Genomic DNA, 22,759 nt, shown 5'->3' with positions numbered 1-22,759 from the left:
ATAATAAGCAAAAAGTCACGCGTCACTTTCCACACCGGAAAGGACGCGTGACTTTTAGTTTGGTTAGTAATTGTCGCCGTTCATGATGGAACTCTTCACGATAACGTAGTCCACGGTCCGAATGTCCAGCAGATTACGGCCACCTGCATAGGAAATTGACGACTGCAGGTCTTCTTGCATGGCGTTTAACGTGTTGGCGATATCGCCGCGGTAAGGGACCAGCATCTGCTTACCCTCAACGTTGCGGTAGGCGCCTTTTTGCTTTTCAGAGGCGGAACCCCAGTATTGCTTGAAGGTCCGGCCGTCGATGGTTAACAGACTACCAGGCGATTGTTCGTGACCGGCTAACATTGAGCCAATCATGACCATGCTGGCACCGAAACGAATCGACTTGGCGATATCGCCGTTGTAGCGAATCCCACCGTCAGCGATGATTGGCTTCCGAGCAGCCTTGGCGCAAAGCCGAACAGCTGCGAGTTGCCAACCACCGGTCCCGAAGCCCGTTTTGAGCTTGGTGATGCAGGCCTTACCAGGTCCGATACCGACCTTGGTGGCGTCGGCACCGGCGTTTTCCAATTCCCGAACGGCTTCCGGCGTGCCGACGTTTCCGGCAATCACAAAGCTATCGGGCAATTTGGTCTTGATCTGCTTGATCATCCGAATGACCGCGTCACTGTGACCGTGCGCGATATCAATCGTGATGTATTCGGGTACCAGGTCGGCTGCGGCAAGTTCGTCAATGAAGGCGTGCTCGTCGTCCTTGACCCCCACACTAATGGAAGCAAAGAGGGACTTGGCGTGCATCCGTTCAATGAAGCCACGGCGTTCTTCTGGGTGGAACCGGTGCATAACATAGAAATAATCATGTTGGGCGAGCCAAATGGCTAAGGGCTCATTGATGACCGTTTCCATGTTCGCGGGAACGACCGGAATTTTAAACCGGTGGGGACCGAACTCAATACTGGTATCGGTCTCGCTTCGACTGTCGATGATACATTTGTTAGGAATCAGTTGAATATCTTCGTAATCAAATACTTCAGCGGGATGCATGTGCAGTCACTCCTTGTTCGTGGGGTTAGGCGTTCCAGACGTCTTGTAAAATGTTGGTCTGTTCGCGGTCGGGACCGACGGAGAGCGTGGCGATATCCACACCCACCAGTTCGGCGAGGCGCTTGACGTAGTTTTGGGCGTTGACGGGAAGGTCTTCGACTGAGTGACAGCCGGTGATGTCTTCCGTCCAGCCAGGGAATTCTTCATAGATGGGTTGGCAGGCGTCCAGGTCGACCAGGCTAGCGGGGTAGTGGTAAATGGCCTCGCCGTTTAATTCGTAAGCTTTACAGATCTTAACAGTCTTGAGACCAGTCAGGACGTCGAGGCAGTTTAGAGACAGGCTCGTTAAACCAGAAACGCGTTTGGCGTGGCGGAGAACGACGCTGTCAAACCAACCGATTCGCCGAGGACGCTTCGTAACCGTCCCGTATTCGTGGCCAGTCTCACGGATGGTGTCCCCAATCTCATCAAAGAGTTCAGTCGGGAACGGGCCATCGCCGACCCGTGACGTGTAGGCCTTGCAGACGCCGACAACGTGGTCGATCTTGGTTGGGCCCACGCCGGCACCGATGGTTACCCCACCGGCAACGGGGTTCGAGGACGTGACGAATGGGTAAGTTCCGTGGTCGATATCTAACATCACCCCTTGAGCGCCTTCGAAGAGGACGTTCTTACCGGCGTCAATCGCATCGTTGATCACGACGGACGTGTCGGTGACGTGGCCCTTGATCTGTTGGCCCAGTGCATAGTATTCATCGAAAACATCATCAAAGTTAAGCGGTTCGACATCGTATAACTTGGTTAGAACATTATTCTTTTCAATTAAGTTTTGGCGTAATTTATCAGCGAAAATGTCGTGGTCCAACAGATCCGCGATTCGAATTCCGATTCGTTCGGCTTTATCCATGTAAGCCGGGCCGATACCCTTATTAGTGGTTCCAATCTTGTTTTCCTTCGCCTTTTCTTGCGCTTGGTCTAACAAGATGTGGTAGGGCAGAATCACGTGGGCCCGGTCGGAAATCCGTAAATTATCGGTAGAAATACCATTTTCATGGAGGTAAGTCAGTTCTTCAATCAGAGATTTCGGATTGACGACGACTCCATTACCAATCACGCTCAGCTTGTCGGCGTAGAAAATTCCAGAAGGAATCAGCCGCAACTTGAACGTTTGACCATTGAAAACAATGGTGTGGCCGGCATTGTCACCACCTTGGTAGCGGGCAATGACATCAGCCTTCTCACTCAGAAAATCCGTGATCTTTCCTTTACCTTCATCGCCCCATTGACTACCAACTACTACTGTTGATGACATTGCAAACACCTCATCGTTATTATTTGCCAGGCCGAACACCCAGCAAGAATAAGTGTATCAAGTTCGGAATTAAAAAGCAAGTGAAATGCGAACAATTTATTTAATAATGCAGTATAAAGTTCTTTTAATTATGGGTAGAAATTAATTAATAAGGGATATACCGCGTAAACTACTAGCTAAAGTGGGATGTTCTGTGATAAAATAGATATCAGAGAAAAGAACGAAAATTAAAATTAATGTTCGTGTTTTACCTATTTTCGAGGAGGAAATGTGCATGTTAGAACGCTATACCCGACCAGAGATGGGCCAGATTTGGTCCCTAGAAAACCAGTATCAGTCTTGGCTTGCCGTGGAAATTGCCATTGACGAGGCTTGGGCAAAGTTGGGCGAAGTCCCCGCTGAAGATGCACGTAAGATTCGTGAGAACGCGACCTTTGATGTCGACCGTATCGCCGAGATTGAAGCCGTTACCCACCATGATATGGTCGCCTTTACGCGGGATGTTTCGGAATCACTAGGCGCCGAACGCAAATGGATTCACTTTGGGGTCACCAGTACGGACGTGGTCGACACGGCTCAGGGTTACCGATTAAAGCAAGCCAATGCCGTGTTACGACAGGACTTGGTGACGTTGATTGCAAGACTTAAGGGCATGGCGCTTCATTATAAAGATACGGTCATGATTGGTCGCACCCATGGGGTTCAGGCAGAGCCCACCACGTTTGGCTTAAAGATTGCGCGCTTCTACGCGGAAATGGAACGGAACTTGGCTCGTTTTGACCAAGCCGCAACCGCCGTGGAGACGGGGAAAATCAGCGGGGCAGTCGGGACGTTTGCTAACGTGCCACCAGAAGTCGAAGCCTCAGTCTGTGAAGAGCTTGGAATCAGTGCGCAACCCATTGCCAGCCAAGTGCTGCCACGGGACCTGCATGCCGACTACATTTCAATGTTGGCCTTGATTGGGACGGGTGTCGAAAATATTGCCACGGAGATTCGGAGCCTACAACGCTCAGAAATCCATGAAGTGGAAGAACATTTTAGTGCCGGACAAAAGGGCTCCTCAGCCATGCCGCACAAGCGTAATCCCATCGGTTCCGAAAACGTGACCGGCCTGGCCCGTGTCTTACGGGGGACCATGGTCACGGCGTATGAGAACGTGAGTCTCTGGCACGAACGGGACATTTCCCATTCCTCAGCTGAACGCATGATTTTGCCTGAGAGCACGACACTGCTGGACTACATGCTGCACCGAATTAACGGCATCTTGACGAACCTGGATGTCTTCCCAGAAACCATGAAGGCCAATATGAACCGGACGTATGGGCTGATCTACAGTCAACGGCTATTGTTGAAGCTGATTGAAACGGGACTCAGTCGTGAGGCGGCCTATGATTTGGTCCAACCGCTGACCGCTCAAGCCTGGGACCAACAGACCCAGTTCCGGCCACTGGTGGAAGCCAATGCGGAAATTACGCACCGGTTAACGCCAACTCAGATTGATGATGCGTTCGACTATCATTATCACTTGCGCCGCGTGGACTTTATCTTTAACCGCTTAGGGTTAACCAGATAGATTTGACGACGTCGTTAGCTTGTCTGTGAACTATGGGAGGAATGGCCAATGGAAAAAGTGTATTCACCAATTGATGCGCAACAGCATTTGTTAGAGTTGTTACGTCAAGTTCATGCCGGAAAGGCCGTCAAGATTGCATCACCTCAGCAAACCGATGACGGGGCCATTTTGATGAGTGAAGCTCAGTGGGCAGCTATTCAAGCGCAACTAGTCCAGGCAACTCAGACGCACGAGACCCAGCACCGGCAAGATTTGTATAAGGCTTGGCGGTGGTTGTAGGTGAGTGATGTTTGACAATGCGTGAATAAGAAGGCATAATGAGTGAAATTTGTGAAATCGACTATAGGAGGGCTGATTTTGATGATGAAAAATCCGTATGTGCCAACTCATGACCAACGTGAACTAATTTCTTTGATGAAGCAGGCTAATTCAAATGCAGAAGCTGTTAAAATCGAACCAGCCGATGGTGGTAAAGGTGCCTTTGTAGTCGGAGAAGACGAGTGGAAGGCTATTCAAGAAACTCTGTTTTTAATCAGTCATGGTGTTGATAAGCAGATTCAAGATCGATCAGATGATAGTAATGAAGATTTTGACCGAGCTTGGCAATCCATTTGAGCTATACGATTGAGATTAAATCGCAGGTGAAAAAAGATTTACGACGGATTAAGGGTAGTGACTTAGAAAAGCGTTTCTTACAAGTCATTCAAACTCTAAAAAATAATCCTTTTTTGCAGACACAGTCATTTGAAAAACTGACACCTCCAGTAAAGGGATTCTATTCGCGGCGAATAAATCGACAACACCGGGTGGTTTACCAGGTGGACGTTAAAAACAAAAGAGTTATTATTTTTTCTGCGTATTCTCATTATGAAAGGTGAATTTCGTTTCCAGCCCAAAATAAAAGGTTCGTCGTACTCTCGGGGAAGAGTACGGCGAACCTTTTTTCATGAGGAGTGCATTTACATAGGGGGGTGTAAACGCAACTTAGAGGGGTGATTAGGTTTGAGGGAACCTAATCAGGAAGGATTCTCTTAGGGGGAGAGAATCTAAAAGGGATTGGATATAGAATTTGGTTAGTAATAGTTATTGGCTAATTACTATGATGTTTACTATACCCGCCGCTTGTGAAGAGAAAAGGGGTAAATTCATGATGACTTTTTGACAAATTACTAAAGAAAAACTAAAGTGTGAAGATTCTACGTTAATCGTAAGGAAGCTGTAAACGCCGTTAAGTTAGGCTTAAGCTTCAGTCCTCGTCGAAGTAAGTTTGGAGGAATTCCGTCACGTGTTGTTGGTAACGCGCTGGGTTGGTCCAGAAACTTTCCGCATGGGAGGCGTTTTTCACAATCCATAATTGCTTTGGGGCGTGCGTGGCCGCGTAGTTTTCGTAAGCCATGCCCACGGGCACGTAGACGTCCTTTTCACCGTGGATAAAGAGAATTGGCCGCTGATTTTTTCGCAGTTGTTCCGTGGCGGTCACGTCGCCCAGGTAGTAGCCCAACCGGCGCTTGGAAATGGTGCTGACGAGGGGCTCGATGGGGTACTTGGGCAAATGGAATTGTCGTTTCAACAGGTAGGTCAATTCCGCTTCGATGCTGGAATAGCCACAGTCGGCGATGATGGCCTTGACCTGCGTGGGGAGGCTTTCGCCGGAGAGCATCTCCATTGTGGCGCCGCCCATACTGACACCGAACAACAAAATTTTGACATCGCTGTTGGCCCGGTCGATGACCTGCTGGATCCATTGCAGGTAGTCCAACCGGTCTAGCCAACCAAAGCTGATGTATTTCCCGGCACTCTCACCGTGGCCCCGTTCGTCCGGCAACAAGACGTTAAAGCCCAGGCGATGATACATTTGGGCAAAGTTTGCCATAGTTTCACCATTGCCTTTGTAGCCGTGAGAAATGATCACGGTCTTGGCGCTCGGCGTTTCCGCGGGGATGTACTCCGCCACCATCCGGTTCTGCGGGTCGTGTTCGTGCAGGTACCATTTTTCCTTAGGAATCTTCTGGTACCAATCAACGTAGGCGTAATAGGCGTCGGCGTATTTTTGCTTGTCCGCGGAGGTTTCTGGGACGTAATTCACGCGTTTAAAGGCAAAGTTAAAGAGGTGCTCACTGGCGGCCAGTGAGGTCAGGGCGATTCCAGCAAGTGGAAGGGCCCAAGTCAACGTTTTCTTCTTCATTAGCAATCAGTTCCTTTCGTATAGGTGAGGTTAAAAAACCAGACTACCCGTTAAAACGGTTAGCCTGGCGTGGATGTTTAGTCCAAATAAAGTCGTTTCAAAGTGGTTAAGTCGCTGTGGGATAAGCCTAAAACGTCGTGTAGGTAATCCTGCGTGCCGCCGTACTGGGTGTTGATGACCTTCGTCGCCGCGGCCAAATAGTCGGGGTTGACCGTGGACAGTGCCCGGATGTTGGTCACAAAGGCTTCTGAATGGCCTTCTTCACGAGCCTTGTCACTTTGGCGGTCTACCAGTGGCATAACGTTTGGATTCGTTAATAGGTAGTCCTGATGAATGGTTTGGGGATCAACATTCAGGGCACTCAAGGCTAAGAACGCGCCCATCCCGGTCCGATCCTTACCAGCAGTACAGTGGAAGAGCACGGATTGATTGGCTTTTTCATTGCTGAGGAGCGTGCCGAAGAAATTGTGGTAGGCTTCCTGCGCCGTGGGCATCGTCACCATCTTTTGGTAAACGTCTAACATGTGGCGGTACCCGGCCTGGTCATCGCCGTTGAAGCGGGCTTCGAGTTCTTCCTGGGTGGCTGAAGCGTCAGTTTCGTCGCCAGCCGGAAAGACCGGGAGAAAATGATAGGTTACCCCAGCCGGAACCTTGTCCGGCGCCTGTTTCTTTTCATCGTTGGAGCGAAAATCAACGTCGGCAACGACGCCATAGTCCGTCAATAATTGTTGGTCATCCGGGGTGAGGCGCGCTAGCCCGTCTGTCCGCAATAACTTGTGCCACTTAACCGAGTGGCCGTCAACGGTGGTGTAGCCGCCCAGTTCTCGGAAGTTCCAGCCGCCCGTCACGTTTAATTTTCGGTTATTTGTCATTGGTTTCTTGCCACCCTTTCAAATTTACTGTTACGCCCTCTATTCTAACGGTTTTTCGGGAAATTACCTAGTAATTCAATCTGAGGGAAGCGTTTTTAGTGGAAACGCTGTATACTGGCAATATGAGTCGAGCAAAAAACGAAGTCAAAAAAGATAAGGGTGATAGTCGTGAGTTTGCGCGGGAAATGGTTACTCTTCAAGACCCAGCACAGTCAGCTCAAACAGCAGATTCAACAAGCATTTTTACAGCCTAGCCGGCAAAACCGGGCCGTGGTGCCAGAAAAGTTTCCGGCTACCATCGTGACCAAGGAACGCAAAGTCTTCGGCGGCCGCATCCTGACCGCTGCCTCGGGCGCGCCATTACCGCAACACGTGTTGTTATTTCACGGCGGTGCGTACACCATGCAGGGCATCGACAGCCATCGTGAATTGATGGAAACGTTGGTCCAACAGGCTAATTTGCGAATCTCCTACATTGATTACCCCCTGGTTCCAGAGGCAACGGTTGACGAGACGGTGATTTTTGCCATGAACGCCTACGATTACCTGCGGGCCCAGTATCCGGACGACCAGTTCTTCCTGATGGGGGACTCGGCCGGGGGCGGCTTGGCGCTGACTTTGTTACAACAATTGAAAATTCACCAAGAACCCTTGCCAGCTGGGACGGTGCTGATTTCGCCGTGGACCGACCTAAGCATGATGAATCCTGACCTCCAAACGGCGGCCAAGCACGATCCGTATCTCACACTGGCCACTCTGAAAAAAATCGGCTTCGATTACGCGGGAGACCACCCCGTGACCGATCCCCTCGTCAGTCCCATTTATGGCGACTTTGACGACTTGGGACCAATTCTCTTGTATTACGGGACTAATGAATTGCTGGCGGCAGATGACGAACGGCTGATTCAAAAGCTAAACGAAGCCAGCGGCACGCCAGCCAAGATTCACGAACTGAAGTCGATGCTCCACGACTACATCCTGTGGGGCAAGCTGCCTGAATCCAAGCGGACATTGAAGGAAGTTAAGCAGTTTATTTTGACTGGAAAGTTATAGAGTAAAGAGTGTGGAGCGAGCTGTTTAGGTCCTGAGCATTAACGTCGACTAAGTGATGACCCTGGGCTTGGGTCATTGCTTAGTCGGGGTTAAGCGCAGGGACCTGGCTCGCGTAGCACGTTTCGGAGGTTGCCAGGACCAGGATTGTTCCGTGTAGAATTAGTATAACGAACTGAGACAGTCTGAATGAGATGACTGGATATTTTCTTAGCCGGGTTAAGCGCAGGAGTCTGGCTCGCGGAGCACGTTTCAGAGGCCGCCAGGACCAGGATTGTTCCGTGTAGAACTAGCGTAACGAACCGAGACAGTTCGAACTGAACGACAAGTCCCGGTCCAAACAAGTCCTACCCGTACTGTGGTAAGTTTCAAACCAGTCCAAAACTAACCCTCAACAATCATTGCCCCCAAAACACAATCAGCCAAAACAACAGGTTTCCGCGACCAAAAAACAAGGCCACGGAACCTGTTTTTAGTTAACCCACCAAAAGTCCGTCAAAATCACGAAATTGCCCCGCCCTTAACCCACGAAACCATTTCAAGTGGTCACAAACGTAAGCGGTCAGACCACTACGGCCGGTAACGGCCACCCACCATTTAGCGGGACCTTGGTTCGACCATTTAATTATGTCATCATCAACTAGTGATTTGCGCCACCTTTTCGCGGAGTGGCGGGGTATAATAAAGCATAAATGGAGGGGATGCTCATGAGGATTCGTCTGATTGTGGCCGGCTTGATTGTGGGGCTGGGCAGTTTCGGTGGCGTCACAGCGACCGCGGCTAGCACCAGCACGCTGGCGACACCGTACCGTGAGAGTGAATTAACCAATTTAAAAAATGTGAAACCCGTTTCTGGCAGTAAAACCGTGACGTTGGACCTGGTCTTAAACACGCGGAATAGCGCGCAGCTGACCAAGACCGCCTATGCCGTGAATACGTCGGGAAATAAACAGTTCAAGTCTTATTTGACGCCCAAGCAGTTTCGGCAAAAATTTGGGCAGTCCACGACCACCACGAAGCGTTTGGCCAAGTATTTCAAGTCACGCAAGTTTAAGGTGACGACCTTTAACGATGGCCTGATCATGCAGATCAAGGGGAGCACGGCGGCGGTGAACAAGACCTTCGCGACGAACCTGAAGACGGCCACCTACCACGGCAAGAAGATTCAATTTTCTAAGAAGTCGCCCAAGTTGCCCAGCAACGTGGCTAAGCCTATCAAGGCGGTCGTCGGCATCACGAACCTGGCGAAGATGCGTAGTCTAGCGGATGCGTCCAGTACCAGTTCCGACGGGCCGACCAGTGATGGGGCGCCGCAGAATTTCTTGAGCCAATACAATGCGACGAGCCTGGCCAAGGGCAATGACGGCAAGGGCCAAACGATTGGCATCATTAGCTTTAGCAAGGTCAACAAGAATGATATCACTCATTTCTGGTCCGAGGAGGGCGTTGCGTCGTCCGCCAGCCGCATCAGTGTGAAGACTACTGGCGGCATGAATATCTGGGGCAACGTCGATCCGGGCAACGAAGAAACCTCGCTAGACGTTGAACAGGCCGGGGCCATCGCACCGAAAGCCAAGATTCGCGTCTACACGGCGTCGTTGAGTGACGTGGGTTGGCTCAATGCCTTTGCCACAGCCTTTGGTGAAAATCAAGCCAGTTCGTTATCGCTGAGCTGGGGTCTGTCCGAAGGCGTGCTCCAGAGTCTGAACCGGGAGCACCTGTTAACACCACTTTATGGCAGCATCATGAACACGTTGCTGGCGCAAGGCGCAATTCAAGGTATCTCGACCTTTGCGGCAAGCGGGGACTCCGGGGCCTATGGTGAAGAGCTCGATAGCCGGGGCAACACCAACGAAGGCATTTACGCCAACTTCCCTGCCAACAATCCGTGGGTCACGGCCACCGGTGGGACCACGTTGCCAGTCTCTGGCACGCTGGCCAACGGCATCAAGGTCGACATCCCCAAGGAACGGACCTGGGGCGGCGACGAACTCTTTGACGCCTACTTCCAAGATAAGGGCTTTTTCAAAAAGAATTCTGATTTGATGGACACGCTTCAGAGCGGCAGTGGTGGCGGCATTTCCGAACTGTACGCAACCCCGCAGTATCAGAAGGGCGTGTCCGGCGTGAACACCTATAATGCGCGGCAATACCTGACGGCGAGTGGGTTGCCCCGAGAGAATCCGAGCCTGATCACCGGGACGGCCAGTGGGCGGAACTTCCCAGACGTCGTGGCTAACGCTGATCCGTTGACGGGGTATGATGAGTACACCAGCGCGGATGGCTGGGAACTGACCGGTGGGACCAGCGTCGTGGCGCCTCAGTTTGCGGCGATGGCGGCCGTTATCAATAGCGGTCGCAGCAAGCGCATGGGGCTGTGGAACCCACAGCTTTACGCGTTGGCCCAGACCAGTCAGTCACCGTTTACCAAATTGGATTCGGCTACGAACAACGGGAACTTGTTCTACGTTGGGCAGCCGGGGAAGACTTATAACCAGGCGGCCGGCTTGGGGACGCTGGACTTTGACCAGTTAGCCAAGGTTTTCAAATAACTGGGTTAAACTAGTTTTTATCATCGCCTCCGGGTTGGTGAAAATGGGCCGTGACGCTGTGGGCGCACGTCTGAAGCCTGAGAAGCGGTCTTCAGACTTACTTTGAGCCGAAAGTCACGTCTCAAAGATAGCAGTTACCTAAGCGGGGAACCCGCTAAGGTAACTCCCACGGCTGAGCCCATTTTCACCAGCCCTGCGGCTGACACAGATTTAACCCGTAAGTTGGTGAGTGGTTGGCTAACTGGTTTATCTGGTTCGTTGGATAAATGTGTGGCCATGTTCTTCTCAATTAATTAATCATAAGCATCGTAATCTAAAAGCAGCAGCTCACCCAAGTGGTGGACTGCCGTTTTTGATTTACATGGAAAGTAGATAATCGACGTCACTACCGCAACAGATGTTGGTCAGGTGGTTAAACACATTGTTAGCCGTGAGGGCGGTGAAAATAGCCTCAGCCGTGGGATTTCCTGTGTTCTTCAGGAAATGGTGACTTTGAGACGCGGTGTTGGCGGCTCAAAGCAAGTGGGAAGACCGAATCTCAGGCTTCCCGCGTCCTTCCCACCGCGTTCCGGGCTATTTTCACCACCCGGCAAGGCGAATCAAACGACTATTTAACCGTCTGAACCAGCTTCTTGTTGGCGGTGACGTAGGTGCCATTAGTGAGGACGAACCGGGTCGTCAGATTGTGGGTCACGATTTTCTTCACCTTGAGGACCTGGCCTTGACGATAGTGGTGGCGTTTGCCCGTTAGAGACTTTTTACTGTAGGCGTTAACGCCAGCTTGGTTGATCACGGTGATCTTAGGCTGCTTCTTGGCATAGTAAACACGGGCGGTGTAGCGACTATTGGCCGTGATATACCCGGTCTTGCCAGCCGTCTTACTGTGGTGGTTGACGTCCTTGACGCGGTACCGTTTGACGCCGTTCTTGGACTTGGCGTAGCCGGTGACGACAAACATCGGCCGGTTTTGCCGGGACTTTTTCGCGTACCACTGTTTACGGGCCTTTTTCGTGAAGGTGGCTGACCGATACAGGCCAATCTTCTTCATCGCGTAAACCACTGTGCCTTTGGGAGCCACGACTGCGGCGCCAGCACCACTCGTCAGGATAGCCTGGTACACGTAGGTGACGGTCTGCGCCTGGCTGGTAAATTTACCGGTGGCGTTGGTTGGCGTCGTCTTTAAGGTGTAGTTGGCAATTTTCAGCGCGGTACTCTGGTAGCTCGTTCCCAGGTCACCCGTCAGCGTTTTGACTGGGGCGATTGCCTTGCCAGCGGTATCGACGTAACGGACTGTCACGGGTTGGCTGGTTACGGGGTCTGGGTCAGGCGTTGGCTGCGGATTGGGGTTCGGCTCTGGTGTCGTGGTTGGTGGCAACAGGGTGTTGTCGGAACTAAAGATTTTGATTTCCATCGTCATCAGCAGGCCGCTGAGCTGGTAGGTGTCATTTTCCTGTGGCAATAGGAAGTCCGTCATCGGTTGGTTCAAGGCCCGTTCTGTTTCTGCCGCAGAAGTTTCTGGATTCAACTGGGCCAGTTGTTCGTTGGTGTATTGGCCTAGATAGTTCGCCTTGACGAGACCGGGGAATAGCTGCGTATAGAGCATTTTCTGAATATTTGGTTCTTCAAAGTTTTCCTTTGTAGCGAACATGTTGTCATATTGGCTAATAATGTTCTCGTCCGCGCCGGTAGTAATCAGATAGTCACGCAAGAAACTATGATAGTCCGACTGCATCTGTGCGTAATTACTTTGGTCGATTTGATATTGTGCCAGGTTTTTCAACCACCAGGTGGTGATGAAAGTACTGAGACGGCTGCTTTCGACATAGTCGGCGGCGCTGGAAAAGTCGTCGGTATTCAGATCGTACAAAAATTCACCGACAGTCGTGTCTTGGGCAATGGTTGGATTAGCAAAGAGTCCTTGATAAATATAAGGTAAGCTGGCGGCCATGTCGTCATTATTGTTGTATTTGACGAAACTGCCCATGTAGGTGGTATTTTCCAATTGACCTACAGTGAGGGCATGAGGCCCACCATCAGTATCACCGGTCATATCCTTTTGGAACCAGTAGTCCTTGGTCACTTGCTGGTTCATGATCAGTTTCGTGTAGGGCAGTTCGACGGAGCTAATGGTATAGGTTTGTTTGGCAGTGGGTGTCGTAGCGGTCGAGACGGCGGTGGCGGCTTCAGCGTGAATGACGCTGGGACTGAGAATCCCGCCAAATAAAATCATGGCGAGACTCACGGTCACGAGTTGTCTAAAGCCCCTAGTCATTTTTGAACACTCCTTTTACTTTTTGTCCTATTATCTAGTAGAAGTATACCATGAATATACGGCTTAAAGCTACAACTATCGCCCATATGAAGGCGATTATAGCTAGTCTGACAAATGATTTTGAAGGTCGTTAATCAGTTGAATTAACATTGCACATATTTTATAAAAAGGGATAACGTGAGAAAGTTCAGATCACGTAAAAATCCGCAAAAAAAGAAGCTCAGACCAGTGTGGTCCGAACTTCATTTCAAGGAGCCTCGTTAACGAATGGTTTTCACCAGGTGCTGGTTAGCGGTGATGTACCCGCCAGCCACGTGGTACCGCAGCGTGTCGTGCTTACTGAAATTGTTGGTATTTGAGTAAGCCCAGCCGCGGACGGCTAATTTGGTGCCCTTCTTGAGGTGTCTATTCTGCTTGGTGAGTTTAACGTTGCTGTAACGGTTGATGGCGTGGGTCGTCTTGATCTGCCGTGGCATCGTGACTTTGCCCGCCTGAACCAGTTTCTTGTTAGCGGTCAGGTAACGGCCATTCTTGAGAACGAAACGGGTCGTTAACTTGTTGGTAACCACTTTTTTAACGGTCAGCGTCTGTCCTTGACGGTAGTGGGTCTTTTTGCCAGTTAACGTCTTCTTGGCGTAACTGTTGACCCCAGTTGGATTGATCACCGTCACGGTCTTGTGCTTAGTCGCGTAGTAAACGGTAGTGGTGTAGGCGTTGTTGGTCGTGAGGTAACCGGTCTTGCCAGCCGTCTTGCTGTGATGGTTGACATCCTTGACACGGTACCGTTTGACGCCGTTCTTAGAGGTCGCGTAGCCGGTGACCACAAACATCGGCCGGTTCGTCCGAGACTTCTTCACGTACCAACGCTTCAGGTTCTTCTTGGAGAAGGTGGCCGTCTTGTAGAGGCCGACCTTCTTGGTGGCATAAACGACGGCGCCCTTAGGAGCCAACGTGGTGGTCTCGATGGTGTCGGCCGCCGAACCGCTTTGCAGCGTGCCTTGCTTGGTGTATACGTAGGTCACGGTCTGCGTGTCGCTGGTAAATTTGCCAGTGGCGTTAGCGGGCGTCTTGCTCAGCTTGTAGCCGGCGATGTTCAGGGCGTCACTCTGGTAGGTGGCATCCAGGTCGCCGGTCAACGTCTTGCTGGGTGCTAGCGTCTTGCCTTGGTCATCGACGTAGGTCACCGTCACCGGTTGGCTCTTGGCTGGCGTTGGGGTCGGCGTTGGGTCGGGGATGACGGGGTCAGGTGTCCCAAAGTTTAGAAATTGGAAGTTACCTGTTATCAGTCCACTTAATTTGTATGAACCATCGGGAAGCTTAGTATAGTAATTAGAAATTGGAACTAACCAGAGTTTCATTTGTTCATTAATTGTTCCGGTCAGGTCAATCTTCATGAATTGCTCATCAGATAGTTTATTTAGAATTGGGGCTGATTTAACGTTGTCGTAATCCTGCTGATACATGAGTTTAAATTCTTCATTGAAATGCTTTTCACTCCATGAACCGGGATTGTAGGTCTGGACGATTTCCTGAGTTGCCCCTAACGCAATCAGTTCCGGTCCGACGTTTTTCTCGTAGTAGGCGATGAGATCGTCACGATTCATGACGCCATTTTCTAAATTAGCATAGGCGTAAGCATTCCACAGCGTCACATACGAAGGCAAAAGCATCATTTTAACATATTCATTTGCGGACATTGAGATATTTACAGAGTTTAACTGGTATTGCAGGAAAGATTCTTTAGGATTTACAGTGATGTCGTCTGCGGAATATTGAGTCATTACTCCCCGGTAATTGTCGACAGTGTCAGCGGAGTTTTCTGGATTTTCGGTCATCAGTTTTTGGATGTAGTCGTCATCTGTAAGCTGATCAGTTGTTAAAGTATCGGGCCAACCGGTGAGAATCGGAGTTTTTTCGATACCGCTAGTCGAAGAAATCAAGGCATAAGGTGTTTCAACGACACTTACGTGGTAGGTGACCTTATTGTCGTCAGCTTTAGTCGTAGCTGTGACAGTATCTGTCGAAGAATCCGCGTAAGCCACCGCTGGTGTGGCCACGCCCCCTAATAAAATCAGTGTGAAGGTGGCAGTCATTAATTTGCTAAGTCCCCTAGTCATTTAGCACACTCCCTTTACTTTTGTTCTATTTATTAAATGCAGTATACCATGAATTCGGTAATAATTGCTAGTTTAAATCGTATTGTGACGGCATTCATGAAGATTGAATAAAAGTTTAATGTGTAAATGTAACCGCTTAAATAAAATTGCACACAATTGATATAATGGCAAAAGGGCGGAACGGTTTTGGGCCAGAAAGTTCCGTGGGGATGGTAAGTTGAACCAAATAACACGTTCAAAACTGATGAGATCAGTCTTCTCGAACGACGATAGTTGTCTTTGAATTTATCGACCGATTAGTTGGCTAGAAAAACCAAGGCAATAAGAAAAGCGCCGTTCGGCTCCGAGGAGTCAAACGACGCTGTGGTCATTAAATGAGAAAATTGTTAGTAAATTTTGAGGTTACACATCCACGTGATGTTTTAATTGGGGGAAAACGTGGTAATCCGCCCAGCCCATGACGATACCCTGGGTGACCAGTGCCCAGACTGTCCCGAAGCCAATCGCGTGTAACTCGCCCGTGAAAATATAGGAGAGAATGATGATCAGCAGGGGTGGTGCGTAGCTGGCCCACTGGGCAATGATGGCCGATCCCCGCAGGTATTTGAACCGCAGGATGTAGGCCAAATCATCGTTGGGATGCATGATGATATTACACCGGTTATAAATGGAGACGGCAAAGGCCACGCCAAACAGGCCGATGATATCGACGATGACCCGCCCAGTTAACGGCAGGCGGCCAACGCCAATCCAGTTCCAGAAGTATCCGATCCACTCGACCAGGTAACTGAAGGGGATGATGTATAGCAGGTTGGAAATAAATCGCCTGCGGTCAAATTGCCCCAACAATAGTTGGTTCAACAGGGTAATCACGATGCCGTACATGAACAGGGTGGTTCCCAAGGGGACATTGATCCAGTTAGCCAAGTTGACGGAAGACCCCGTCCAGACGGCACTCCCGAGGTTGGTTGAGATGGTTAAAGCGTTAGCGGCTGAATTCAGGACGATAGAGAAACCCAAAAAGCGCATGCGTTGCCCAAAGTCCTTCATTTTTGCCACTGATGCTCGCCTCCAATTTTTTTGCTACAAGGTCTAGTGTATAGGAAGTGGCGGCCAATGAAAAGGCCCTTTACCACAATTTTACATGCGCGCTGCGGCCCGGTCGACGAAATTTTGGAAAATTTGTCGCGATTCGGCGTGGTGCTTGTACATGTTTTCCGGATGCCACTGCACACCTAAAATTTGGTCGCTATCCTTGGATTCCAGGGCTTCGATGACCTGGTCGTCGGCCGTCGCCGTGACGCGTAGACTTGGCGCGACAGCCTTGATGGCCTGGTGGTGGCGGGAATTCACGTAGGGCCGGTCGCCAGTCAGCGTGGCCAGCGTGCTGCCAGGAACGACAGTGACGTGATGGCTGGGTTGGTTGCCCATGGCGGCCTGACTGTGTTTGAGCTGGGCCGTGGGGTCCTCACTCAAGTCCTGGTAGAGCGTGCCGCCCAGGCCAACATTAATTAATTGGAGCCCGCGGCAAATACCGAGAATGGCCTTGTTGGCGGCAACCGCCTGCTTCAGCAGTTCAATTTCAAACAGGTCGCGCTTGCGGTAGGTCTTGCCCAACCGGACGTGCGGTTCCTCGCCAAAGAAGGTCGGGTCAACGTCGGCACCGCCCAAGAAGGCGACTCCGTCAAATAGGGATAGGTAATCGGCGACGTCTTCGGGGTCGATACTAGGCAAAATAATGGGTAGACCGCCAGTTTTGACAATGGCTTCAACGGCCGGTCGGGGCGCAAAGGCCGCATTTCTTTCATTAATAATGTTCGTTGCCTCGTCGAGTGTGTCGGCGGGCAAAGCAATACGTGGACGCATAGCGTCGCTTCCTCTCTTGTTTCGGTGTTGAACTGGTGTTGTCAGGGCCTTACCGGGCGGCCTAAACCGACCGGAACGCGGTAGGCGAACGCACGGAGCCAAAGAGCGGTCTCCGTACTCACTTTGAACCTCAAAGTGCGAGTTTCAAAGATGCCAGTGCGCTAAACGGCAAGGTTCACCGTTTAGCGCACTCCTACGGCTGAGTCGATTTGGGCCGCCCTCACGGCTAACACGAGTTTAACCCACACTATTCGTTTTTCTAATCTGCGTTGACGAATGGGTAAGATTTTGAGCTGAGGTTAACCGCGAGAATGGTAAAACTGAGCGGGCGAGGTCTGTGTTAGTGACCAGAGGCGGGCCAAGGTGTCCAGCTGTGTCGATGGTCTTGGCTGGAGTTCTTTTCCAGCCTAGTCCATGGGACGACCTTTGAGACCGATTTTTGGCTCAAAGTCGAGGTGGAAGCCTGACCTTAGGCTGGAACCGACCCCATAGCAGGACGCCTTGAGCCCGCCGCCGGGAACGGACAGCACAGCGTTCCGGCCCAGTTTTCACCATCCCGGAGGCGCTGACAAAGACTAGTTTAGACTTACTCCTATTCTAAGGACCCAAAGAACGTTTGTCACCCGAAACTTAGTGAAGGTGTAACAAAATAGTTAACAAACTTTGAAAAGAACCCTACAATAGAGAAGTAGACTAAATTTAAGCGAGGTAAACATGATGACAGAACGGCAGTTGATTCAAGAAATTTTGAATTCCGAAGCGGTTGAATACAGTTTCGAAAACGTCGATGAAGACTCAAAAGAATACACGCTTTTATTGAAACGGCAAGACCAAGATGTTCGCGCCGTAGAGACAATCAACGATGAAATCAAGAAGTACTTCCAGAGCGCCAACTTCGATTACAAAGAAGAGTTGAACCCAGAAGGTGTTGACGACGATATTCGCTTGGTCATCAAGCGCAATAGCGACGCCAAATAAACAAAAGAGTTAGCGGCCAACCACGTTTTTTGTGGTTGGCTTTTTTGATTTGGCGAGGAGGTTAGCAGGCGGCTAAGTCACGGATTGATGTCGGCAGTTGTATAATTGGAAGTCTAATGTTATTGGTTATCAATTAGTTTTTACATGATAAACTGCAGAACGCCGAAACGGCTGGCTGTCTGGTAGTTAAATAAGTAGTCAGTCCCAAGATTACGAAAATGAGTTGTACTAGCCGATGTTAGTGACCAGAGGTGGACCAAGCTGGCCGGCTGTGTCGGTGGTCTTGGCTGGTGTTATTCCAGCCTAGCCCACGGGTCGATCTTTGCGACCGGTTCTCAGGCGCAAAGTCGAGGTGGAAGACCGCTTCTCAGGCTGGAACCGACCCCATAGCAGGCCTGCTTGAGTCCACCGCCGGGAACGGACAGCGCCAGGACAACAAAAAGAATAGGGAGAGAATCGGATGACAATTGAAGAATTATACCGTGAAATGGCCAAGCAGATGGGTCCACAGCCCTGGTTAAAGCCGGGAACGCCCTGGGCCGAAACACCGATTGAAATCATGTTGGGCGCCATTCTGGTGCAAAACACCAATTGGCGCAATGTGGAACCATCCTTGATCAATCTAAAACGGGAGACGGGGTTCGTGCCCACTGAGTTGCGAGAATTAACGCCGGCGACGATCACACCGCTGATCAAGACTAGTGGCTTCTACAATCGCAAGGGACCCGCTATCCTGGCACTCGCCGATTGGTTGGGCCAAGCAGATGATAATCTGGACGTGTTGAAACGCCGTGACGGGGCTAGTCTACGCCAAGACCTGATGAGCATCACCGGTATCGGCAATGAAACGGCGGATTACATTTTAATGTACACGCTGGACCACGGCACCTTCATGGTCGACACCTACGCTCGCCGACTATTCACGTGGCTGGGCGCAACAATGCCCAAGACGTATCTAGCTTTTCAAAAGAAAGTTCTCAGCCAATTTCAACTGGAACTAGCGGACTACCAGGAATTTCACGCGCTAATTGACGAGTTCGGCAAGAAAATCAAGAATGATGCGGACTTTGAGAAGTCGTTTCTAGCGGGTCAAAAGCTAGTTGTGGACTAAATAGCTCAGCTTAATAGAACGTGTTTAAGGCGTTTAGTTAGCTAACCTTAGCTATTAAGTCGTTGTCAAATCAAACAGGTCCAGGAAGGGCAATGACAGTCAGAAGCTGACTTCAAGAACAATTGAAACACAATCAGGACCGCCACTTAACGGGTTGAACGGATGTTAGCCGCAGGCAGCCAGGGATGGAGCCAGCTGTGTCGGTGGTGTTAGACCGGGTGAACTTTCCCGGCCTTACAGCACGGGACGACTTTGGAGACTCGCGGGTCTTAGCGAGGCTTCAAAGCGAGGTGGCGGACCGCTTCTCAGGCCGGAACCGGGCCCCACAGCAGGTGGAATCCCTGGAGGCCGGAGGCGGGAAACAGCCGCTCAAACCTTAAGAAAGTTTCAAGGGCGGAGGAGGTTGGGGCAAACTCTAGCGTTTTTCACAAGCGGCGTGCTATGATAGACGCAGCGAATTTGGAACCGCTTACCACAGTGATATTTTGGAGGGAGTTTTACATATGGCACTTAAACAGCCGGAAAACTATATCTTAGCGATCGACCAAGGAACCAGTAGCACGCGGGCAATGATTTTCGATCATACTGGGCGCAAGGTCATCGAAGGCTACAAGGAGGTTCCCCAGTATTATCCACACAAGGGCTGGGTCGAATCCGATGCCAATGAGATTTGGAACAGTGTGTTGTCCGTGATTGCGAGCGCGCTGATCGATGCGTCGATTCACCCGGAAAATATCCAGGCCATCGGGATCAGTAGCCAACGGGAAACCACGATTGTGTGGGATAAGGTTACCGGCGAACCCATTTATCATGCCATTGGTTGGCAAAGTCAACAGACGGCGCCCCTGGCCAAGGAATTGGTCGCGGCGGGCCGGGCGGAAACGATTAAGGAAAAGACCGGTCTGGTGGTCGACGCGTACTTCAGTGCGACCAAGGTGCGCTGGATTTTAGACCACGTGCCGGGTGCTCAAGAACGTGCCGAAAATGGTGAGTTGCTCTTTGGGACCGTGGATAGTTGGCTGGCTTGGAAATTGTCTGGCGGAAATATTCACGTCACCGACTACAGTAACGCGAGTCGGACCATGCTCTTCAACATTCACACGTTGGAATGGGACCAGGATATTTTAAGCTGGCTCAACATCCCGGCGGCCATGTTGCCGGAGGTTAAATCGAGTTCGGAAGTCTACGGCGTCACCCAGAATTTCCAATTTTACGGGGTGGAAGTGCCCATCGCAGGAATCGTCGGGGACCAGTCGGCGGCCTTGCTGGGCCAGCTGGCCGTGGAACCCGGGACCGTCAAGAACACTTATGGCGACGGGGCTTTCGTCATGATGAACACCGGGAAAGAACCGCAACTGTCGAAGCACAACCTATTGACGACGATTGCTTATGAAATGAACGGCGAGGTGACCTACGCGCTCGAAGGGTCCATTTTGGTGGCCGGGACCGCGCTGGCTTGGCTGCACGAAAGCATGCAGATCATCAGTAGCGTGCCCGAATCCCGGCAAGCGGCCATGGCCTCGACCGACGAGGATGAAGTCTACGTTGTGCCCGCCTTTAACGGACTGGGTGCGCCGTACTGGGATCCGGACGCCAAAGGAGCTGTCTTCGGTCTGACCCGCGGGACCGACCGGAACGACTTCGTGAAGGCGACTCTGCAGTCGATTGCGTACCAGACACGCGATGTTCTGTTGACGATGAAGCAGGATACCGGAATCAAGGTGCCCGAATTGATGGCCGATGGTGGGGCCTCGCGGAACCGCTACCTGATGCAGTTCCAGGCGGATATTTTAAATATTCCCGTTCAACGAGCCGCCGATGAGGAAACCACGGCGATGGGAGCGGCTATCGTGGCCGGCCTGGCCGTGGGCTTCTGGCAGAGCATTGATGAGATCAAGGAAATCAGAAATGCTAGCCGGACCTTCACGCCAAACATGGACGATGACCAACGGCACCGCCTCTATGCAGGCTGGCAACAGGCCGTTGCGGCAACGCGGGCGTTTAAACCTAATCAAGATTAAGCGTAAATAAAAACAGCTAATCCACTTTACGGCGGGTTAGCTGTTTTGGCGTTAAATAAATTGGATGGATAGTTCTTTGTTGACGGCAATGGCAATTTCCTTGAGCAACAGGACCGAGACGTTCATCTTACCCTCTTCAATGCGGGCGATGGTTGATTGGGGTTTACCCACTAACCGGGCGAATTCGCGCTGGCTCATTTTTTGTTCTGCCCGCAGGCGAGTGACGGCAACGGCGACGTCAAGGTTTAGACTTTGTTGCTTTGCAGCTTTGGCGAAAGTTGGGTCCTCAGCACTTCGTTTGGCAATATAGGCATCAATTTTAGTTGTCATGAGGGTGATCCTTTCTGGTTAGATAGATAATTCTTCGTTGACGTCCCTTGCTGATTTCCTTCAGAGGGGTCTTCTGTGTTTTCTTGGTAAAACCATGTGTGATAATATACTGGTCATTTTCGATGTGAAAATAGATAATTCGTTGAATATTGTGTGCACGTTGCGTTCTAATTTCGAATAGGTTACGGGCCAATTTCTTGACCCAACCCTGTTGTTTGGCAATCTGCATGCCGTACTTCTGAATCTTTGAGATGGTTGATGCGAGTTCAATTTCATCTTTTTGTGGCAATGACGACAAAAATTTTTGAAATTCAGACCAACTATAGTAATCAAATTCAATCAAATTGCACCTCCTATGATAGCCAATCTGCTATCAAAAAGCAAAGAATCCCTCCGAATAGGGACCTGAATTTTGGCTTCCATAGGTTAACTGCGTAAAAAGAACGTGGATTTTTTTAGCAAGATAGATTTATTTTCACGCGCATTAAAAAACCATCCAACTAGGCTGCCAGTTGGATGGTCCATCATTTACTTATATTTTTCCTCGAGCTGACTCATCCAATAGCCTAGGGCAATCCCTGCGACCAGCGCCAGGGCGCTCCACACTAGCGTTAGCCAGGTCGCACCGGCATACGAAATGCTCTCGGCGGCGTGACTGTTGGGGACGAGAATCAAAATGGTGCTGGCGGTCACGATACCCAGAATGAAGTGGTAGACTCGCGAATGAAAATGGTGAATCAGGTAGTCCATGCTCTTAGAGAAGAGCGCCATGGCTAGGATGCCACCCAGCGCAATCGGCAGGTAGACGCCCAGAATGTCGAAATTTTTAAAGCCAGTCAACATGGGCGTGAATAGTCCCAGAATCAACAGGAGGTTCGACGGACTCAGCCCGGGGACCAGGACACCCAGTGCAATCAGGGCGCCGGCCACCACGAAGCCCCAGAAATTAGCGGGCAGGGTGCCAAAAAGGTCACTCATGAAATACAGGAGGCCGCCGCTGATCAACAGCGTGCCCCAGAACCAGAGGTGGTCGATGCCGTCCCGGGGTGTTTGGGAGCTGGCGGTTTGAGTCAATGCCGGTAGGGTGCCGACAATGGCGCCGGCAAAGCCCCAGAGGACAATGACCTGCCAGTGGTCTAGCAAGTATTCCAGCGGGGCGGATAACAGGGCGATGCTCACGATGCCACCCAGGCCAACCGGCACAAAGTACCAGAAGTCCCGTTTGAAATTTTGGCGGAAATGGGCCATGAAACCCAGGAGTCGTTCGTAAATTCCGAGGATGGCGGCCAATACCCCGCCAGAAACACCGGGGAGGATGAAGCCCAGGGCGATGATGATGCCTTTAAAGAAGCGTTTCACCGGGCTGTCGGGTCGAGTCGTTTGCATAAGCGTCTTCTCCTTAGTTCGTCGGTTCGCGTTTTCCCCTAAGATACCAGAATTGGTGGGCGGAGGCAATCACTCCCCCACAAT

Annotated in this window: 20 protein-coding genes; 9 read left to right on the top strand and 11 right to left on the bottom strand. The window is 50.9% G+C overall.

Annotation, left to right across the window (positions count from 1 at the left end; translation table 11 throughout):
- Positions 1-63 precede the first annotated feature (63 nt).
- Both EKM84_RS08675 and EKM84_RS08670 read right to left on the bottom strand, forming a co-directional pair.
- Complete coding sequence (locus EKM84_RS08675) at positions 64-1,050, bottom strand: GMP reductase (RefSeq protein ID WP_125765372.1); 987 nt, start codon at positions 1,048-1,050, stop codon at positions 64-66.
- Positions 1,051-1,075: 25 nt separating this feature from the next.
- Positions 1,076-2,362, bottom strand: coding sequence for an adenylosuccinate synthase (locus EKM84_RS08670; protein WP_125765371.1), 1,287 nt, complete (start codon positions 2,360-2,362; stop codon positions 1,076-1,078).
- Positions 2,363-2,636: 274 nt separating this feature from the next.
- Between EKM84_RS08670 and purB the strand changes: the two genes are divergently transcribed.
- The 4 genes from purB (at position 2,637) to EKM84_RS08650 (ending at position 4,813) form a co-directional block, all read left to right on the top strand.
- A complete protein-coding gene (gene purB / locus EKM84_RS08665) occupies positions 2,637-3,935 on the top strand; it encodes an adenylosuccinate lyase (RefSeq protein WP_125765370.1) in 1,299 nt (432 codons plus the stop codon).
- A gap of 48 nt (positions 3,936-3,983) precedes the next feature.
- Positions 3,984-4,214 carry a hypothetical protein gene (locus EKM84_RS08660; protein WP_125765369.1) on the top strand — a complete coding sequence of 77 codons (231 nt, stop codon included), beginning with the start codon at positions 3,984-3,986 and terminating at the stop codon, positions 4,212-4,214.
- 78 nt (positions 4,215-4,292) lie between these two features.
- The gene (locus EKM84_RS08655) at positions 4,293-4,550 is read left to right on the top strand and encodes a type II toxin-antitoxin system Phd/YefM family antitoxin (protein ID WP_404819573.1); all 258 of its coding nucleotides are present in this window, start codon (positions 4,293-4,295) and stop codon (positions 4,548-4,550) included.
- Entirely contained in the window at positions 4,547-4,813 is a 267-nt protein-coding gene (locus tag EKM84_RS08650) for a Txe/YoeB family addiction module toxin (protein WP_125765368.1), read from the top strand. Before EKM84_RS08655 ends, EKM84_RS08650 begins: the two co-directional genes overlap by 4 nt.
- 368 nt (positions 4,814-5,181) lie before the next feature.
- On the opposite strand, the gene EKM84_RS08645 is transcribed toward EKM84_RS08650, so the two are convergent.
- Together EKM84_RS08645 and EKM84_RS08640 are read right to left on the bottom strand one after the other, a co-directional pair.
- Positions 5,182-6,120 carry an alpha/beta hydrolase gene (locus EKM84_RS08645; protein WP_125765367.1) on the bottom strand — a complete coding sequence of 313 codons (939 nt, stop codon included), beginning with the start codon at positions 6,118-6,120 and terminating at the stop codon, positions 5,182-5,184.
- 77 nt (positions 6,121-6,197) lie between these two features.
- Positions 6,198-6,992 carry a tyrosine-protein phosphatase gene (locus EKM84_RS08640; RefSeq protein WP_125765366.1) on the bottom strand — a complete coding sequence of 265 codons (795 nt, stop codon included), beginning with the start codon at positions 6,990-6,992 and terminating at the stop codon, positions 6,198-6,200.
- A gap of 168 nt (positions 6,993-7,160) precedes the next feature.
- On the opposite strand from EKM84_RS08640, the gene EKM84_RS08635 reads away from it, so the two are divergent.
- On the top strand, positions 7,161-8,045 hold the full coding sequence (locus EKM84_RS08635) for an alpha/beta hydrolase fold domain-containing protein (protein WP_125765427.1): 885 nt from the start codon (positions 7,161-7,163) through the stop codon (positions 8,043-8,045).
- A gap of 704 nt (positions 8,046-8,749) precedes the next feature.
- Entirely contained in the window at positions 8,750-10,594 is a 1,845-nt protein-coding gene (locus EKM84_RS08630; protein ID WP_225418176.1) for a S53 family peptidase, read from the top strand.
- 607 nt (positions 10,595-11,201) lie between these two features.
- On the opposite strand, the gene EKM84_RS08625 is transcribed toward EKM84_RS08630, so the two are convergent.
- The 4 genes from EKM84_RS08625 to EKM84_RS08610 form a co-directional block, all read right to left on the bottom strand.
- Positions 11,202-12,866 carry a MucBP domain-containing protein gene (locus EKM84_RS08625; RefSeq protein WP_125765364.1) on the bottom strand — a complete coding sequence of 555 codons (1,665 nt, stop codon included), beginning with the start codon at positions 12,864-12,866 and terminating at the stop codon, positions 11,202-11,204.
- A gap of 260 nt (positions 12,867-13,126) precedes the next feature.
- The gene (locus EKM84_RS08620) at positions 13,127-14,983 is read right to left on the bottom strand and encodes a DUF5776 domain-containing protein (RefSeq protein WP_125765363.1); all 1,857 of its coding nucleotides are present in this window, start codon (positions 14,981-14,983) and stop codon (positions 13,127-13,129) included.
- A gap of 402 nt (positions 14,984-15,385) precedes the next feature.
- Positions 15,386-16,042, bottom strand: coding sequence for a hypothetical protein (locus EKM84_RS08615; protein ID WP_125765362.1), 657 nt, complete (start codon positions 16,040-16,042; stop codon positions 15,386-15,388).
- An 81-nt stretch (positions 16,043-16,123) separates the two neighbouring features.
- The gene (locus tag EKM84_RS08610) at positions 16,124-16,849 is read right to left on the bottom strand and encodes a gamma-glutamyl-gamma-aminobutyrate hydrolase family protein (protein WP_125765361.1); all 726 of its coding nucleotides are present in this window, start codon (positions 16,847-16,849) and stop codon (positions 16,124-16,126) included.
- A gap of 717 nt (positions 16,850-17,566) precedes the next feature.
- On the opposite strand from EKM84_RS08610, the gene EKM84_RS08605 reads away from it, so the two are divergent.
- The 3 genes from EKM84_RS08605 (at position 17,567) to glpK (ending at position 20,959) form a co-directional block, all read left to right on the top strand.
- Entirely contained in the window at positions 17,567-17,827 is a 261-nt protein-coding gene (locus EKM84_RS08605; RefSeq protein WP_125765360.1) for a hypothetical protein, read from the top strand.
- Positions 17,828-18,287: 460 nt separating this feature from the next.
- Entirely contained in the window at positions 18,288-18,938 is a 651-nt protein-coding gene (locus tag EKM84_RS08600; protein ID WP_125765359.1) for an endonuclease III domain-containing protein, read from the top strand.
- A 503-nt stretch (positions 18,939-19,441) separates the two neighbouring features.
- Entirely contained in the window at positions 19,442-20,959 is a 1,518-nt protein-coding gene (gene glpK / locus EKM84_RS08595; RefSeq protein WP_125765358.1) for a glycerol kinase GlpK, read from the top strand.
- 51 nt (positions 20,960-21,010) lie between these two features.
- On the opposite strand, the gene EKM84_RS08590 is transcribed toward glpK, so the two are convergent.
- From EKM84_RS08590 to EKM84_RS08580, 3 genes are all read right to left on the bottom strand, one after another.
- Positions 21,011-21,289: a helix-turn-helix transcriptional regulator gene (locus EKM84_RS08590; protein ID WP_125765357.1), complete on the bottom strand. Its 279-nt coding sequence runs from the start codon at positions 21,287-21,289 to the stop codon at positions 21,011-21,013.
- A complete protein-coding gene (locus EKM84_RS08585) occupies positions 21,279-21,632 on the bottom strand; it encodes a type II toxin-antitoxin system RelE/ParE family toxin (protein ID WP_318531075.1) in 354 nt (117 codons plus the stop codon). The genes EKM84_RS08590 and EKM84_RS08585 overlap by 11 nt, the downstream gene beginning before the upstream one ends.
- Before the next feature lie 185 nt (positions 21,633-21,817).
- A complete protein-coding gene (locus EKM84_RS08580) occupies positions 21,818-22,675 on the bottom strand; it encodes a DUF368 domain-containing protein (protein WP_125765356.1) in 858 nt (285 codons plus the stop codon).
- Between the last annotated feature and the right edge of the window lie 84 nt (positions 22,676-22,759).

Source organism: Levilactobacillus mulengensis (assembly GCF_003946045.1).
Classification (GTDB): Bacteria; Bacillota; Bacilli; order Lactobacillales; family Lactobacillaceae; genus Levilactobacillus; species Levilactobacillus mulengensis.
The sequence above is the reverse complement of the archived record's forward strand: the minus strand, read 5'-3'. Positions and strand labels throughout refer to the sequence as shown.